This is a genomic window from Variovorax sp. LjRoot290 (assembly GCF_964253985.1).
Taxonomy (GTDB): Bacteria; Pseudomonadota; Gammaproteobacteria; order Burkholderiales; family Burkholderiaceae_C; genus Variovorax.
The window spans coordinates 2,384,929-2,399,951 of sequence record NZ_CAXURW020000001.1; the positions used below are offsets into that span (position 1 = coordinate 2,384,929).

General features: G+C 65.3%; 10 protein-coding genes and 4 tRNA genes. 11 read left to right on the plus strand and 3 right to left on the minus strand.

What is annotated here, in order from left to right:
* The first annotated feature begins 5 nt into the window (after positions 1 to 5).
* From ACSQ9A_RS12000 to ACSQ9A_RS12050, 11 genes are all read left to right on the plus strand, one after another.
* Positions 6 to 3,200 carry an efflux RND transporter permease subunit gene (locus ACSQ9A_RS12000; RefSeq protein WP_436303811.1) on the plus strand — a complete coding sequence of 1,065 codons (3,195 nt, stop codon included), beginning with the start codon at positions 6 to 8 and terminating at the stop codon, positions 3,198 to 3,200.
* A 111-nt stretch (positions 3,201 to 3,311) separates the two neighbouring features.
* A tRNA-Leu gene (locus ACSQ9A_RS12005) sits at positions 3,312 to 3,398 on the plus strand.
* A 28-nt stretch (positions 3,399 to 3,426) separates the two neighbouring features.
* On the plus strand, positions 3,427 to 4,740 hold the full coding sequence (gene tig / locus ACSQ9A_RS12010) for a trigger factor (RefSeq protein WP_093109180.1): 1,314 nt from the start codon (positions 3,427 to 3,429) through the stop codon (positions 4,738 to 4,740).
* A gap of 94 nt (positions 4,741 to 4,834) precedes the next feature.
* A complete protein-coding gene (gene clpP, locus ACSQ9A_RS12015; RefSeq protein WP_093109181.1) occupies positions 4,835 to 5,443 on the plus strand; it encodes an ATP-dependent Clp endopeptidase proteolytic subunit ClpP in 609 nt (202 codons plus the stop codon).
* Between the two features lie 138 nt (positions 5,444 to 5,581).
* Positions 5,582 to 6,847, plus strand: a complete 1,266-nt coding sequence (clpX, locus tag ACSQ9A_RS12020; RefSeq protein ID WP_093109182.1) for an ATP-dependent Clp protease ATP-binding subunit ClpX — start codon at positions 5,582 to 5,584, stop codon at positions 6,845 to 6,847.
* A 123-nt stretch (positions 6,848 to 6,970) separates the two neighbouring features.
* Positions 6,971 to 9,412, plus strand: a complete 2,442-nt coding sequence (lon, locus tag ACSQ9A_RS12025; RefSeq protein ID WP_436303812.1) for an endopeptidase La — start codon at positions 6,971 to 6,973, stop codon at positions 9,410 to 9,412.
* A gap of 54 nt (positions 9,413 to 9,466) precedes the next feature.
* Positions 9,467 to 9,542: transfer RNA gene (locus ACSQ9A_RS12030), tRNA-Gly, on the plus strand.
* Positions 9,543 to 9,597: 55 nt separating this feature from the next.
* A tRNA-Cys gene (locus tag ACSQ9A_RS12035) sits at positions 9,598 to 9,671 on the plus strand.
* An 86-nt stretch (positions 9,672 to 9,757) separates the two neighbouring features.
* Positions 9,758 to 9,850: transfer RNA gene (locus ACSQ9A_RS12040), tRNA-Leu, on the plus strand.
* A 22-nt stretch (positions 9,851 to 9,872) separates the two neighbouring features.
* Complete coding sequence (locus ACSQ9A_RS12045) at positions 9,873 to 10,505, plus strand: DUF6806 family protein (protein WP_436303813.1); 633 nt, start codon at positions 9,873 to 9,875, stop codon at positions 10,503 to 10,505.
* Between the two features lie 69 nt (positions 10,506 to 10,574).
* On the plus strand, positions 10,575 to 11,909 hold the full coding sequence (locus tag ACSQ9A_RS12050) for an MFS transporter (RefSeq protein WP_436303814.1): 1,335 nt from the start codon (positions 10,575 to 10,577) through the stop codon (positions 11,907 to 11,909).
* On the opposite strand, the gene ACSQ9A_RS12055 is transcribed toward ACSQ9A_RS12050, so the two are convergent.
* From ACSQ9A_RS12055 to ACSQ9A_RS12065, 3 genes are read right to left on the minus strand one after another with little or no spacing between them, the layout of a single operon-like run.
* Positions 11,876 to 12,637 carry a hypothetical protein gene (locus ACSQ9A_RS12055; RefSeq protein ID WP_436292518.1) on the minus strand — a complete coding sequence of 254 codons (762 nt, stop codon included), beginning with the start codon at positions 12,635 to 12,637 and terminating at the stop codon, positions 11,876 to 11,878. The genes ACSQ9A_RS12050 and ACSQ9A_RS12055 overlap by 34 nt on opposite strands.
* An 8-nt stretch (positions 12,638 to 12,645) precedes the next feature.
* Positions 12,646 to 13,470 carry a glutamate racemase gene (gene murI / locus ACSQ9A_RS12060; RefSeq protein ID WP_436303815.1) on the minus strand — a complete coding sequence of 275 codons (825 nt, stop codon included), beginning with the start codon at positions 13,468 to 13,470 and terminating at the stop codon, positions 12,646 to 12,648.
* Positions 13,467 to 15,020, minus strand: a complete 1,554-nt coding sequence (locus ACSQ9A_RS12065) for a fumarate hydratase (protein ID WP_436303816.1) — start codon at positions 15,018 to 15,020, stop codon at positions 13,467 to 13,469. Before ACSQ9A_RS12065 ends, murI begins: the two co-directional genes overlap by 4 nt.
* Between the last annotated feature and the right edge of the window lie 3 nt (positions 15,021 to 15,023).

Sequence of the window (15,023 nt, forward strand, 5' to 3'; positions counted from 1 at the left end):
CCGCCATGACGTCGCAGCAGACCGCAGCTGCCGGCAAGGCCGGCTTCAATCTCTCGAAATGGGCGCTCGAGCACGCCGCGCTCACGCGCTACCTGATGCTGGTGCTGATGGTGTTGGGCTTCGCGGCCTACTTCCAGCTCGGCCAGGACGAGGACCCGCCCTTCACCTTTCGCGCGATGGTGGTGCGCACCTACTGGCCGGGCGCGACCGCGCAGCAGGTGGCCGAGCAGGTGACCGACAAGCTCGAGCGCACGCTGCAGGAAGCGCCCTACGCCGACAAGATCCGCAGCTATTCGAAGCCGGGCGAGTCGCAGATCATTTTCCAGATCAAGGATTCGTCGCGGCCGGGCGATGTCGCGAACGTCTGGTACACGGTGCGCAAGAAGATCGCCGACATGCGCGGCACCCTGCCGGCCGGCATCCAGGGGCCCTTCTTCAACGACGACTTCGGCGACGTGTACGGCGTGATCTACGCGCTGGAGAGCGATGGCTTCAGCTACGCCGAGCTCAAGACTTTTGCCGACGACGTGCGCCAGCAACTCCTGCGCGTGAAGGACGTGGCCAAGGTCGAGCAGTTCGGCGTCCAGGACGAGAAGGTCTTCATCGAGGTCTCGCAGAAGCGCGTGGCGCAGCTGGGGCTCGATTTCAACGCGGTGCTGGCGCAGATCGGATCGCAGAACGCGATTGAGAGCGCCGGCACGATCCAGTCGCCGCAGGATGTGGTGCAGGTGCGCGTGGGCGGCCAGTTCACGAGCGTGGAGCAGCTGCGCGCGATGCCGATCCGCGGCAGCTCGGGCAACCAGATGCGGCTCGGCGACATTGCGGAGATCCACCGGGCCTACGTCGATCCGCCGGCGGTCAAGGTGCGGCACCAGGGCAAAGAGGTGATCGCGCTCGGCGTCTCGATGGGCAAGGGCGGCGACATCATCGCGCTCGGCAAGGCGCTGCGCGTCGCCACCGCCGAGATCGACAGGCGGCTGCCGGCCGGCGTGACGCTGGCGCAGGTGCAGAACCAGCCGGTGGCGGTCTCCAGATCGGTCAACGAGTTCGTGAGCGTGCTGATCGAGGCGGTGGCGATCGTGCTGGCCGTCAGCTTCGTCGCGCTCGGCCTGCACAAGGGCGGGCGCTTCGGCTGGTACATCGACATCCGGCCCGGGCTGGTGGTGGCGATCACCATTCCGCTGGTGCTGGCCGTGACCTTCCTGGCGATGAACTACTTCGGCATCGGGTTGCACAAGATCTCGCTCGGCTCGCTGATCATCGCGCTCGGCCTGCTGGTGGACGACGCGATCATCGCGGTCGAGATGATGGTGCGGAAGATGGAGGAGGGCTACGACAAGGTGCGTGCCGCCACCTTCGCCTACGACGTCACGGCCAAGCCGATGCTGACCGGCACCCTGATCACGGCCGCGGGCTTCCTGCCGATCGGCATCGCGAAGTCGGTGACCGGCGAATACACCTTTGCGATCTTCGCGGTGACGGTGATCGCGCTGGTGCTGAGCTGGATCGTCTCGGTGTACTTCGTGCCCTATCTCGGCACGCTGCTGCTCAAGGTGAAGCCGCACCCATCATCCGGTCATCCTGAGCTTGGCGAAGGGCCGCACGAGCTCTTCGACACGCCCTTCTACAACACCTTCCGGCACACCGTGAACTGGTGCGTGAAGCATCGCTGGCTGACCATCGGCGCCACCTTGCTGATCTTCGCGCTCGGCATTGTCGGCATGGGCAAGGTGCAGCAGCAGTTCTTTCCCGATTCCAGCCGGCCCGAGATCATGGTCGACCTGTGGTTCCCCGAAGGCACGTCTTTCGCGGCCAACGAAGAGGTGGCCAAGCGGGTCGAACAGCGCCTGCTGAAGGAAGAGGGCGTCACCACCGTCAGCACCTGGGTCGGCTCCGGCGTGCCGCGCTTCTACCTGCCGCTCGACCAGGTGTTCCCGCAGACCAACGTCTCGCAGCTGATCCTGCTGGCCAAGGACCTGAAATACCGCGAGACGCTGCGCCTCAAGCTGCCGGCCTTGCTGGCCGAGGAGTTCCCCGAGGTGCGCGGCCGCGTGAAGCTGCTGCCCAACGGGCCTCCGGTGGCGTACCCGGTCCAGTTCCGCGTGGTCGGAACCGAGCCGCAGCAATTGCGCATCCATGCCGACGAGGTCAAAGCCGTGATGCGCGAGAACGCCAACATGCGCGGCGTCAACGACAACTGGAACGAATCGGTCAAGGTGATCAAGCTCGAGATCGACCAGGACAAGGCGCGTGCGCTCGGCGTCACCAGTCAGGCCATCGCGCAGGCTTCGCGCACCATGTTCAGCGGCACGAATGTCGGCCAGTACCGTGAGAACGACCTCTTGATCGACATCGTGCTGCGCCAGTCGCCGGACGAGCGCGAGGCGATCTCGGACATCGGCAACGCCTACCTGCCCACGAGCTCGGGCCGCTCGATCCCGCTGACGCAGATCGCGCGGCCGGTGTTCAGCTGGGAGCCCGGCGTGATGTGGCGCGAGAACCGCGACTACGCGATCACCGTCCAGGGCGACATCATCGAAGGCCTGCAGGGCGCGACCGTCACCGAGCAACTGCTGCCGGCGCTGCGCAAGCTCGAAGCCAAATGGCACGCCGACGGCCAAGGCGCCTACCGCATCGAGGTGGCGGGCGCGGTGGAGGAGAGCAGCAAGGGTTCGGCCTCGATCGTGACGGGCGTGCCGATCATGCTGTTCCTGGTCTTCACGCTCCTGATGCTGCAGCTGCACAGCTTCAGCCGCTCGATGCTGGTGTTCGTCACCGGCCCGCTCGGCATCGCCGGCGTGGCGGGTGCGCTGCTGGTGCTGAACCGGCCTTTCGGCTTCGTGGCGCTTCTGGGCGTGATCGCGCTGATGGGGATGATCCAGCGCAACGCCGTGATCCTGATCGACCAGATCGAAAGCGATCGGGAAGCCGGCGTGCCGACCTGGGACGCGATCGTCGAATCGGCAGTCAGGCGCCTGCGGCCGATCGTGCTGACCGCCGCGGCGGCCGTGCTGGCGATGATCCCGCTGTCGCGCAGCGTGTTCTGGGGGCCGATGGCGGTGGCGATCATGGGCGGGCTCATCGTGGCCACCGTGCTCACCCTGCTGGCGCTGCCGGCGATGTACGCGGCCTGGTTCCGCGTCAAGCGCGACGAGCCCAGGCCGGCCGATGAGGCCGAAGAGGCCCTGGTTCGCGCTTAAAATACGCGGTTGACCGATTTCAGGCGGGAGGCCTCACAGGCCGCCCGCCGCGAATGACCGAAGGCGGCCTCCGGGCCGCCTTCGGTATTCATCACCTGAAAAACTGGAACCGCGCGGGTGGCGAAATTGGTAGACGCACCAGGTTTAGGTCCTGACGTTCGCAAGAACGTGCCGGTTCGAGTCCGGCCCCGCGCACCAGCACAAGACCCTCTCAAGGAAGATTCAAATGACCGTGAACGTTGAAACCCTCGACAAGCTCGAACGCAAGATCACGCTGACCTTGCCTGTCGGCACCATCCAGTCCGAGGTCGATTCGCGCCTCAAGAAGCTGGCCCGCACCGTCAAGATGGACGGCTTCCGTCCGGGCAAGGTGCCGATGAACGTCGTGGCCCAGCGCTACGGCTACTCGGTCCACTACGAAGTCATGAACGACAAGGTCGGCGAGGCCTTCTCGCAGGCGGCCAACGAGGCCAAGCTGCGCGTGGCCGGCCAGCCGCGCATCACCGAGAAGGAAGAGTCGCCCGAAGGCCAGCTCGCCTTCGACGCGGTGTTCGAGGTCTTCCCGGACGTCAAGATCAACGACCTGGCCAACGCCGAAGTCGAAAAGCTCAGCGCCGAAGTGGGTGACGACGCGATCGACAAGACGCTCGAGATCCTGCGCAAGCAGCGCCGCACCTTCGCGCAGCGCGCGCAGGACGCGGCCGTGCAGGACGGCGACCGCGTGACGGTCGACTTCGAAGGCAAGATCGACGGCGAGACCTTCCAGGGCGGCAAGGCCGAGGACTTCCAGTTCATCGTCGGCGAAGGCCAGATGCTCAAGGAGTTCGAAGATGCCGTGCGCGGCCTGAAGGCCGGCGACAGCCGTACCTTCCCGCTCTCCTTCCCGGCCGACTACCACGGCAAGGACGTGGCCGGCAAGCAGGCCGACTTCATGGTCACCGTGAAGAAGGTCGAGGCTTCGCACCTGCCCGAAGTCAACGAGCAGCTCGCCAAGTCGCTCGGCATCGCCGACGCCACGGTCGAAGGCCTGCGCGCCGACATCAAGCGCAACCTCGAGCGCGAGGTCAAGTTCCGCCTGCTGGCCCGCAACAAGACCGCGGTAATGGACGCGCTGATCGCCAACGCCGAACTCGATCTGCCCAAGTCCAGCGTGCAGGCCGAAGTCGACCGCATGGTCGAAGGCGCCCGCGCCGAGCTCAAGCAGCGCGGCATCAAGGATGCCGACAAGGCCCCGATCCCCGACGACATGTTCCGCCCGCAGGCCGAGCGCCGCGTGCGCCTGGGCCTGGTGGTGGCCGAACTCGTGCGCGCCAACAACCTGCAGGCCAAGCCCGAGCAGATCAAGGCCCACATCGACGAGCTGGCCGCCAGCTACGAGAAGCCGGCCGACGTGGTGCGCTGGTACTTCAGCGACAACCGCCGCCTGGCGGAGGTCGAGGCGGTGGTGATCGAGAACAATGTCACGGATTTCGTGCTCGGCAAGGCCAAGGTCAACGCCAAGCCGGTGTCCTTCGACGAACTGATGGCCCAGCAAGGCTGAACGCCGGTTCGCTGCGTTCCCATGGGGCTTGTGCTTTGATGCGCGAGCCCCATTTCGTCTGGGTACAGTACAACCCCTCTCTGGAGAGCAAAACATGAGCGCACAGGAAATTCAGGGCCTCGGCATGATTCCGATGGTCATCGAGCAATCGGGTCGCGGCGAGCGGTCCTACGACATTTATTCGCGGTTGCTCAAGGAGCGGGTGATCTTCCTGGTCGGCGAGGTCAACGATCAGACCGCCAACCTGGTGGTGGCGCAGCTGCTGTTCCTCGAGAGTGAAAACCCGGACAAGGACATTTCGTTCTACATCAATTCCCCGGGTGGCAGCGTGAGCGCCGGCATGGCGATCTACGACACCATGCAGTTCATCAAACCCGACGTGTCCACCCTGTGCATCGGCTTCGCGGCCAGCATGGGCGCCTTCCTGCTGGCAGCCGGCGAGAAGGGCAAGCGTTTCTCGCTGCCCAACTCCAAGATCATGATCCACCAGGTGCTGGGCGGCGCCCGCGGCCAGGCCACCGACATCGAGATCCATGCCCGCGACATCCTGAAGACGCGCGAGCAGATGAACCGCATCCTGGCCGAGCGCACCGGCCAGTCGTTCGAGAAGATCGCCCGCGACACCGAGCGCGACTACTTCCTGACGGCCGACGAATCCAAGGAATACGGACTGATCGATCAGGTGATCGCCAAGCGCAGTTAAGGTACCCCGGCGCCGAGGCGCCCAGGAAAAAACGGCGCTTTCCGTGTGGAAAGCGCCGTTTTTGTTCCGGTGTTCGCCGGTTCGGGGGGCTTTCATCTTCGCTATCATTGTTAAACCCCTGTTACGAGGCATCTGTCCATGGCCGAGAAAAAAGGCTCCTCCAGCGAAAAAACGCTTTATTGCTCGTTCTGCGGGAAGAGTCAGCACGAGGTCAAGAAGCTGATCGCAGGACCGTCGGTTTTCATCTGCGACGAGTGCATCGATCTCTGCAACGAGATCATCCGCGACGAGCTGCCCGCCGGCGAAGAGGCGCGCGAGGCGCGCAGCGACCTGCCGACCCCGTCGGAGATCAAGGCCAACCTCGACAACTACGTGATCGGCCAGGAGCCGGCCAAGCGCATGTTGTCGGTCGCGGTCTACAACCACTACAAGCGCCTGCGCCACAAGGACAAGGCCAAGGGCGACGACGTCGAGCTCAGCAAGAGCAACATCCTTCTGATCGGCCCCACGGGCTCGGGCAAGACCCTGCTGGCCCAGACCCTCGCGCGCATGCTCGACGTGCCCTTCGTGATGGCCGACGCCACCACGCTGACCGAGGCCGGCTACGTGGGCGAAGACGTCGAGAACATCATCCAGAAGCTGCTGCAGAGCTGCAACTACGAGGTCGAGCGCGCCCAGCGCGGCATCGTCTACATCGACGAGATCGACAAGATCTCGCGCAAATCCGACAACCCCTCGATCACGCGCGACGTGTCGGGCGAGGGCGTGCAGCAGGCCTTGCTCAAGCTGATCGAAGGCACCATGGCCAGCGTACCGCCGCAGGGCGGGCGCAAGCATCCCAACCAGGATTTCCTGCAGATCGACACGACCAACATCCTGTTCATCTGCGGCGGCGCTTTCGCCGGGCTCGAAAAAGTGATCGAGAACCGCACCGAGGCCTCGGGCATCGGCTTCGGCGCCTCGGTCAAGAGCAAGAAGCAGCGCAGCATCACCGAGGTGTTCCGCGAGGTCGAACCCGAAGACCTGATCAAGTTCGGCCTGATTCCCGAGCTCGTCGGCCGCATGCCGGTCGTGGCCTCGCTGGCCGAGCTCAGCGAAGACGCGCTGGTGCAGATCCTGACCGAGCCGAAGAACGCCGTGGTCAAGCAGTTCACCAAGCTGCTGCAGATGGAAGGCGTCGACCTCGAGATTCGTCCGACGGCGCTCAAGGCCATCGCTCGCAAGGCGCTGGCCCGCAAGACCGGCGCGCGTGGATTGCGCTCGATCCTGGAGCAGTCGTTGATCGACACCATGTTCGAACTGCCGAATGCCACCAACGTCGACAAGGTCGTGGTCGAAGAATCGACAATCGACGAAAACAAGCCACCGCTCCTCGTGTACCGCGAGGCGGCCAAGAAGGCCTGACTGAGTGACTTCCTGGCCGGCTCCTCCGATACAGGCGACCGGCGTCTTCGGCGATTACCGTGCCCGCGGGCTTGAAAAGCGCGCGTGGCCGACCATCTTTCCATGATCAAGTAAAGGATTCCCATGTCCGGTCATACCCCCCTGCCTGCCACCGAACTCGACCTGCCGCTGCTTCCGTTGCGCGATGTGGTCGTCTTCCCCCACATGGTGATTCCGCTGTTCGTCGGTCGCCCGAAAAGCATCAAGGCGCTCGAGCTCGCGATGGAAGCGGAGCGCCGCATCATGCTGGTGGCGCAAAAGGCCGCCGCCAAGGACGAGCCCTCGGTCGAGGACATGTTCGAGGTCGGCTGCATCTCGACCATCCTGCAGATGCTGAAGCTGCCCGATGGCACGGTCAAAGTGCTGGTCGAAGGCCAGCAGCGCGCGCGCGTCAACCGCATCGACGACGGCGAAACCCACTTCTCGGCCAACGTGACGCCGGTGGAAGTGGTCGAGGCCGCCGCTCAGAAGGGCACCGAGGTCGAGGCGCTGCGCCGCGCGGTGATGCAGCAGTTCGACCAGTACGTGAAGCTCAACAAGAAGATCCCGCCCGAGATCCTGACTTCGATCTCGAGCATCGACGATCCGGGCCGCCTGGCCGACACCATCGCCGCCCACCTGCCGCTCAAGCTCGACAACAAGCAGGCGGTGCTCGACCTGGCCGACATCAAGTCGCGGCTCGAGAACCTGTACGGGCAGCTGGAGCGCGAGGTCGACATCCTCAACGTCGACAAGAAGATCCGCGGCCGCGTGAAGCGCCAGATGGAGAAGAACCAGCGCGACTTCTACCTCAACGAGCAGGTCAAGGCGATCCAGAAGGAGCTCGGCGAAGGCGAGGAGGGCGCGGACATCGAGGAGATCGAGAAGAAGATCAAGCTCGCCAAGATGCCCAAGGAAGCGCTCAAGAAGGCCGAGGGCGAACTCAAGAAGCTCAAGCTGATGTCGCCGATGTCGGCCGAGGCGACCGTGGTGCGCAACTACATCGACGTGCTGATCGGCCTGCCGTGGAGCAAGAAGACCAAGATCAAGCACGACCTCGCGCACGCCGAAGAGGTGCTCAACGAAGACCACTACGGGCTCGAGAAGGTCAAGGACCGCATCCTCGAATATCTCGCGGTCCAGCAACGCGTCGACAAGGTGAAGGCCCCGATCCTGTGCCTGGTCGGCCCGCCGGGCGTGGGCAAGACCTCGCTCGGGCAGTCGATCGCCAAGGCGACCGGCCGCAAGTACACGCGCATGGCGCTGGGCGGCATGCGTGACGAGGCCGAGATCCGCGGCCATCGCCGCACCTACATCGGCGCGCTGCCGGGCAAGGTGCTGTCGAGCTTGAACAAGGTCGGCACGCGCAATCCGCTGTTCCTGCTCGACGAGATCGACAAGCTGGGCACCGACTTTCGCGGCGACCCGTCGAGCGCGCTGTTGGAAGTGCTCGACCCCGAGCAGAACCATACCTTCGGCGACCACTACGTCGAGGTCGACTTCGACCTCTCCGACGTGATGTTCGTCGCGACTTCGAATTCGATGAACATCCCGCCGGCGCTGCTCGACCGGATGGAAGTCATCCGCCTCGCGGGCTACACCGAAGACGAGAAGACGCACATCGCGCTGAAGTACTTGCTGCCCAAGCAGATGAAGAACAACGGCGTGAAGGAAGAAGAACTCCTGATCACCGAAGAAGCCGTGCGCGACATCGTGCGCTACTACACGCGCGAAGCCGGCGTGCGCTCGCTCGAGCGCGAGCTCTCGAAGATCTGCCGCAAGGTGGTCAAGGGGCTGCTGCTCAAGAAGATGACGCCCAAGGTCATCGTCGAAGGCAAGAACCTGAATGACTTCCTCGGCGTGCGCAAGTACAGCTTCGGCCTGGCCGAAAAGCAGAACCAGGTGGGCCAGGTGGTCGGCCTTGCGTGGACCGAAGTGGGCGGCGATCTGCTGACGATCGAAGCGGTCACGATGCCCGGCAAGGGCGTCATCAGCCGCACCGGTTCGCTCGGCGACGTGATGAAGGAATCGGTCGAGGCCGCGCGCACGGTGGTGCGCAGCCGCGCACGGCGCCTCGGCATCAAGGACGAGGTCTTCGAGAAGCGCGACATCCATATCCACGTGCCCGATGGCGCAACGCCGAAGGACGGCCCCAGCGCAGGCGCTGCGATGACGACGGCCTTCGTTTCGGCGCTCACCGGCATCCCGGTGCGCGGCGACGTCGCGATGACCGGCGAGATCACGCTGCGCGGCGAGGTCACGGCCATCGGCGGCCTGAAGGAAAAGCTCTTGGCCGCATTGCGCGGCGGCATCAAGACCGTGCTGATTCCCGAAGAGAACGCGAAGGACCTGCAAGACATTCCGGAGAACGTGAAGAACGGCCTCGAGATCGTGCCCGTGAAGTGGATCGACAAGGTGCTCGAGATCGCGCTCGAAAAGACGCCCACGCCCTTGTCCGATGAAGAGGTCGCAGCCTCTGCAGCGGCCGTGGCCGAGCTCGCGAAACAGCGCGGCTCGCAACCCGCGGAAGGTTCAGTCAAACATTGAGTCGCGAGACTTGCGGGACCTCGAAAAAATACTATATAATTCGAGGCTCGAAACGCGGGAATAGCTCAGTTGGTAGAGCGCAACCTTGCCAAGGTTGAGGTCGAGAGTTCGAGACTCTTTTCCCGCTCCAGTTTTGAAAAAGGGAAGCTTCGGGCTTCCCTTTTTTTCGCGAGTTCAAACAGCAGGGCGCGATAGCAAAGCGGTTATGCAACGGATTGCAAATCCGTCTAGCCCGGTTCGACTCCGGGTCGCGCCTCCATCCATATCGATATCGATCCGACAGCCCCACCAACCATCGTTGCCGGGGCTGTTTTCGTTTCGGGTATCGTGCATATCTGCCCGGCCGCCCGGATGGTGAAATTGGTAGACACATCGGACTTAAAATCCGCCGCTTCCTGCATAAGGGGCGTACCGGTTCGACCCCGGTTCCGGGCACCATCACATACAAGGGAGCAATGACATGCCTCGCTACAACGCTCCGTTCGAAATCCATGTGCACGGCGATGTGCCGCTGCGCTCCGATGTGAGCTTCGAGCAGATCCAGGAAGCGCTCAGTCCACTCTGGAAATATGCCGGCGCCAAGTCGCTGGCCGATGGCGCGACCAGCGTCTACGAAGAAGAGCCGGGCATCCGTTTCGAGCAGAAGGAGCACATGCTCCAGATCTGCTGGACGGTCGCCGGCGATGAGGATTTCCGCCAAGCACTCGACGAGATGTGCATGGCACTCAACGAGCTCGCCGAACAAGGCGCTGCGCTCGAGGTCACTTTCTACGACACCGATTTCGACGAGGAAGAGGGCGACCCCGACGAAGAGTCGCGCGACGACTTCCTCATGCTCTTCGTGGGGCCGAACCCGGCCGCGATCATGCAGGTGCAGCGCGACCTCCTGGTGGAAGACGTGGTCAACCTCATGGAGCGCCACTTCGACGGTTCCGAACTCGGCGGCGTGGTGGCGGAAATCGACAAGCTCTTCGGCGACCGCTTCGATGCGCTCGTGAACTCGCTCGAGATCGGCAAGCGCCCCCGCGGCGGCACCGGTGGTCCGGGTACGGGCGGCCACGGTGGCGGACGCCGCCCGCGCCACCTGCACTAGCAAGAGCGTGCCACGGAGCGGTCAAGCCGCTCCGCTATGCTCGGCGACCTTCTGTTCGAGGAGAGTCGCTTGGCCTTGTTTTCACAATCTGCCCTCCGTCCCGGCGTGCGCAAGCGCGAAGTCTTCGGCTGGGCGATGTACGACTTCGCCAACTCGGGCTACACCACGGTGGTCATCACGGCGGTGTTCGCTGCCTACTTCGTCGGCGGCATCGCCAAGGGCGAGCCCTGGGCCACCTTCGCGTGGACGGCGGCGCTGAGCATTTCCTATGCGATCGTGATGCTGTCGATGCCGGCGATCGGCGCCTGGGCCGATCTGCATGCGGCCAAGAAGAGGTTGCTGGCCATCGTCACTGCCGGCTGTGTGCTCGGCACCGCGGCCCTTGCGCTCACGCCGAAGCTCGGCGGTCCGTATGCGGTGGCCTTGGCGATGGGCCTGGTGATCTTCTCCAACACCTTCTACTCTTACGGCGAATCGCTGACCGGCGCCTTCCTGCCGGAACTCGCCACGGCGGAGGGCATGGGCAAGGTCAGCGGCTGGGGCTGGGCCTTCGGCTACATCGGCGGCATGCTCTCGCTCGGCCTGTGCCTGGCCTATGTGCTCTCGGCGCAGGCCAAGGGATTGCCTGCCGCGCATTTCGTGCCGGTCGCGATGCTGATCACGGCCGCGCTCTATGGCGCGGCGGCCTGCGCCACCTTCGCGCTGCTGCCCGAGCGTGCGCTGCCGCAGCCGGCCGGCGCGCGGCAGAGCGCCTGGCGGCAGCTGCGCCACACTTTCCGCGAGGCGCGCGCCTACAGCGACTTCATGTGGCTCCTGGCCTGTACCGTCTGCTACCAGGGTGGGGTGGCGGTGGCGATCACGCTCGCGGCGATCTATGCCGAGCAGGTGATTGGCTTCGTCCCGAGCGAGACCATGGTGCTGATCTTCGTGCTCAACGTCGCGGCCGCGCTCGGTGCCTTCGGCTTCGGCTACCTGCAGGATCGCATCGGCCACCGGCGGGCGCTGTCGGGTGCGCTCGTGGCCTGGATCGCCGTGTGCGTGATCGCCGCCTCGGTCACGACCAAGGGCGGCTTCTGGTGGGCTGCATCCATCGCCGGCCTGGCGATGGGTTCGAGCCAGTCGGCCGGCCGCGCCATGACCGGCGTGCTGGCCCCGCCGCGCCAACTCGCCGAATTCTTCGGGCTCTGGACCTTCGCGACGCGGCTGGCCGGCATCATCGGGCCGCTGAGCTACGGCGCCATCACGTGGATGACCGGGGGCAACCAGCGCATCGCCATCCTCTCGACCGCCGCGCTGTTTGTCGGCGGCCTCTTGCTGTTGATACCGATCGACATGCGGCGCGGCCGCGCCGCTGCGCTGCGCGAAGTGTCTCAGTCGGAAGCCGTGCCCTTGGAGGCACGGTAGATCGTCCCGTCGTAGTGCAGCGTCATCGACGTGAACTTCGCCGGCCGTTCCTGCGTCACGCACTCTTCGCCCTGCGGGCTGGAGCGACTTAGAGTGCGGGTCTGGCGCAGCAGCAGGTCGGCATAGCCGTTGCTCGTGCTGCGCGCGATCGACAGGCTGCCGCGCACGGTCTCGAAGTTGCCGGCGCAGTTGGTGTCCCACTCGCCGCGCTCGAGTGCCGTCTCGAGCCCGTCGAGCACCTTGGCGAGCTTCGGGCCCTGCGGCACGTAGAGCGTGAGCGTTTCGTTCGAGTACGGGTTCGCACGCGACGAGCCCTGGTGGACGACCCGCACGCCGAATGCGCGCGCGTCGCCGGCCAGCGCGTAGCGCGCGGTGTCGACCTTGATCTCGCCGATGCGGATCGCGTCTTCGGTCAGCGCTGCGGGCTGAAACAAGCGGCTGACGACCGTTGCACGCTCGGTGTTGCCGTTGTCGGCCTGCTGCACCACGAGCACGTCGAGATCGAACTCGGTGAAGTTCGGTTCGGACGATGGGCGCGGCATCGGCAGCACCACGATGAAGCGGCCCGCGAAGCCGCGCCAGGGCTGGCACACGGCGCGTTCATGGTCGAGCAGGCGCTTCGGATGCAGCTTGGCATGCATGCGCTCCGCAAGGCCGGTATCGCAGGCGGCGTGGCCGGCAACGCAGAAGGCGGCCAGCAGCGGGGCGAGAAGCAGGCGGCCGCGCATGGACAGGATCAGGTGCTTGTTGCCGTCGATGCGCCGGCAGTCGTCGCAGGGCCGGCTGGGCGCGTGAGCCAGCGTGCGGCCGCGGCATCGAGCGCATCGGGTGCAGCGCTGCTGACGAGTGCGACGGCGCCGTCGTCTGCTTCGGCGAGTTGCCCGGCCTGGGACAGCAGCCGCCGCGTCTGCTGCGCGACCGGCGCGCCGGTATCGATGAAGTGCACCGTGTCGCCGGTATGGCGGCGCAACTCGGCCGCGATGAAGGGGTAATGGGTGCAGCCCAGCACCAGCGTGTCGATCTGTCCCGGTGCGCTGCCGAACGTGCCCGCCGCGCTCAGATAGCGTTGGCTCAGTGCCGCGATCTCGGCGCTGTCGGAACGCTCGATGGCGCCCGCCAGGCCGTCGCAGGGAACGATGCGGAAGACCGCTTGTTTGGCCAGCGACGCGTGCAAGGTCTCGAACTTGCGGCTTTCCAGGGTCACGCGGGTCGCGATCACCGCGATATGGCCGGTGCGGCTCGTCGCTACCGCGGGTTTGAGGGCCGGTTCGACACCGACCAGCGGCAGCGCCGGATGATAAGACCGCAGTTCATGGATGGCAGCCGCCGTCGCGGTATTGCAAGCGACGACCAGCGCCTTGATCCGATGCCGATCGAGCAGGTAGCGCGCGACCGTGCGGGTCCGCTCGGCCACGTAGGCATCGCCGCGCTCACCATAGGGCGCATGGCCCGTGTCGGCGAAGTAGACGAAGCGCTCGTGCGGCAGCTCCTCGCGCAGCGCGTTGAGGACCGAGAGCCCCCCGACGCCGCTGTCGAACACGCCGATCGGAAAGTGGCTCAAGCGGCTTCCATCATGATGGTCTTGAACTCGCCGCTGGCGATGCGCTTCTGCCACTCGGCCGGGCCGGTGATGTGGGCGCTGGTGCCTCCGGCGTCCACTGCCACCGTGACCGGCATGTCCACCACGTCGAACTCGTAGATCGCCTCCATGCCGAGATCGGCGAAGCCCACCACCTTGGCCGTCTTGATCGCCTTGCTCACCAGGTAGGCGGCACCGCCCACCGCCATCAGGTAGGCGCTCTGGTGCTTCTTGATCGCCTCGATCGCGACCGGCCCGCGCTCGGCCTTGCCGATCATTGCGATCAAGCCGGTCTTCGCCAGCATCATCTCGGTGAAGCCGTCCATGCGCGTGGCGGTGGTCGGGCCGGCCGGGCCCACGGCCTCGTCCTTGACCGGATCGACCGGGCCGACGTAGTAGATCACCCGGTTGGTGAAGTCCACCGGCAGCTTCTCGCCCTTGGCCAGCATGTCGGCGATGCGCTTGTGTGCGGCATCGCGGCCGGTGAGCATCTTGCCGTTGAGCAGCAGGGTGTCGCCCGGCTTCCAGCTAGCGACCTCGGCCGGCGTGAGCTTGTCGAGATCGACGCGCTTGCTCTTGTTGTAGTCGGGCGCCCACTCGATCTTGGGCCACAGGTCCAGCGAGGGCGCTTCGAGGTACACCGGTCCCGAGCCGTCGAGCACGAAGTGCGCATGGCGCGTGGCCGCGCAGTTCGGGATCATCGCCACCGGCTTGCTCGCCGCGTGCGTGGGGTACATCTTGATCTTGACGTCTAGCACGGTGGCCAGGCCGCCCAGGCCCTGCGCGCCGATGCCGAGCGCATTGACCTTCTCGTAAAGCTCGACGCGCAGCGCCTCCACCTTGCCGAGTTCGGCCCCGGAGCGCTTCTTGGCGAGCAGCTCGTGCATGTCGAGGTCGTCCATCAGGCTTTCCTTGGCGAGCAGGGCGGCCTTCTCGGCGGTGCCGCCGATGCCGATGCCCAGCATGCCCGGCGGGCACCAGCCGGCGCCCATGGTGGGCACGGTCTTGAGCACCCAGTCGACCACGCTGTCGCCGGGGTTCAGCATCACCAGCTTGCTCTTGTTCTCGCTGCCGCCGCCCTTGGCGGCCACCGTCACCTCGACGGTGTTGCCCGGCACGATCTCGGTGAAGATCACGGCCGGCGTGTTGTCCTTCGTGTTCTTGCGATCGAACTGCGGGTCGGCCACGACCGAGGCGCGCAGCATGTTGTCGGGATGGTTGTAGCCGCGGCGCACGCCTTCGTTGATGGCGTCGTCGAGGCTGCCGGTGAAGCCGCCCCAGCGCACGTCCATGCCGACCTTGAGGAAGACGTTGACGATGCCGGTGTCCTGGCAGATCGGGCGCTGGCCGGTGGCGCTCATCTTGCTGTTGGTGAGGATCTGCGCCATCGCGTCCTTGGCCGCCGGGCTTTGCTCGCGCTCGTAGGCACGGGCCAGGTGGGCGATGTAGTCGGTCGGGTGGTAGTAGCTGATGTATTGCAGCGCGGCGGCAACCGACTCGATCAGGTCGGCTTGTTGAATCGTGGTGGTCATGGG

Coding starts and splice junctions, on each gene's coding strand:
- lon (WP_436303812.1), top strand. CDS start 6,971: ATGTCCGGTCATACCCCCCTGCCTGCCACCGAACTCGACCTGCCGCTG.
- ACSQ9A_RS12055 (WP_436292518.1), bottom strand. CDS start 12,637: ATGCGCGGCCGCCTGCTTCTCGCCCCGCTGCTGGCCGCCTTCTGCGTT.
- ACSQ9A_RS12045 (WP_436303813.1), top strand. CDS start 9,873: ATGCCTCGCTACAACGCTCCGTTCGAAATCCATGTGCACGGCGATGTG.
- clpP (WP_093109181.1), top strand. CDS start 4,835: ATGAGCGCACAGGAAATTCAGGGCCTCGGCATGATTCCGATGGTCATC.
- tig (WP_093109180.1), top strand. CDS start 3,427: ATGACCGTGAACGTTGAAACCCTCGACAAGCTCGAACGCAAGATCACG.
- clpX (WP_093109182.1), top strand. CDS start 5,582: ATGGCCGAGAAAAAAGGCTCCTCCAGCGAAAAAACGCTTTATTGCTCG.
- ACSQ9A_RS12000 (WP_436303811.1), top strand. CDS start 6: ATGACGTCGCAGCAGACCGCAGCTGCCGGCAAGGCCGGCTTCAATCTC.
- ACSQ9A_RS12065 (WP_436303816.1), bottom strand. CDS start 15,020: ATGACCACCACGATTCAACAAGCCGACCTGATCGAGTCGGTTGCCGCC.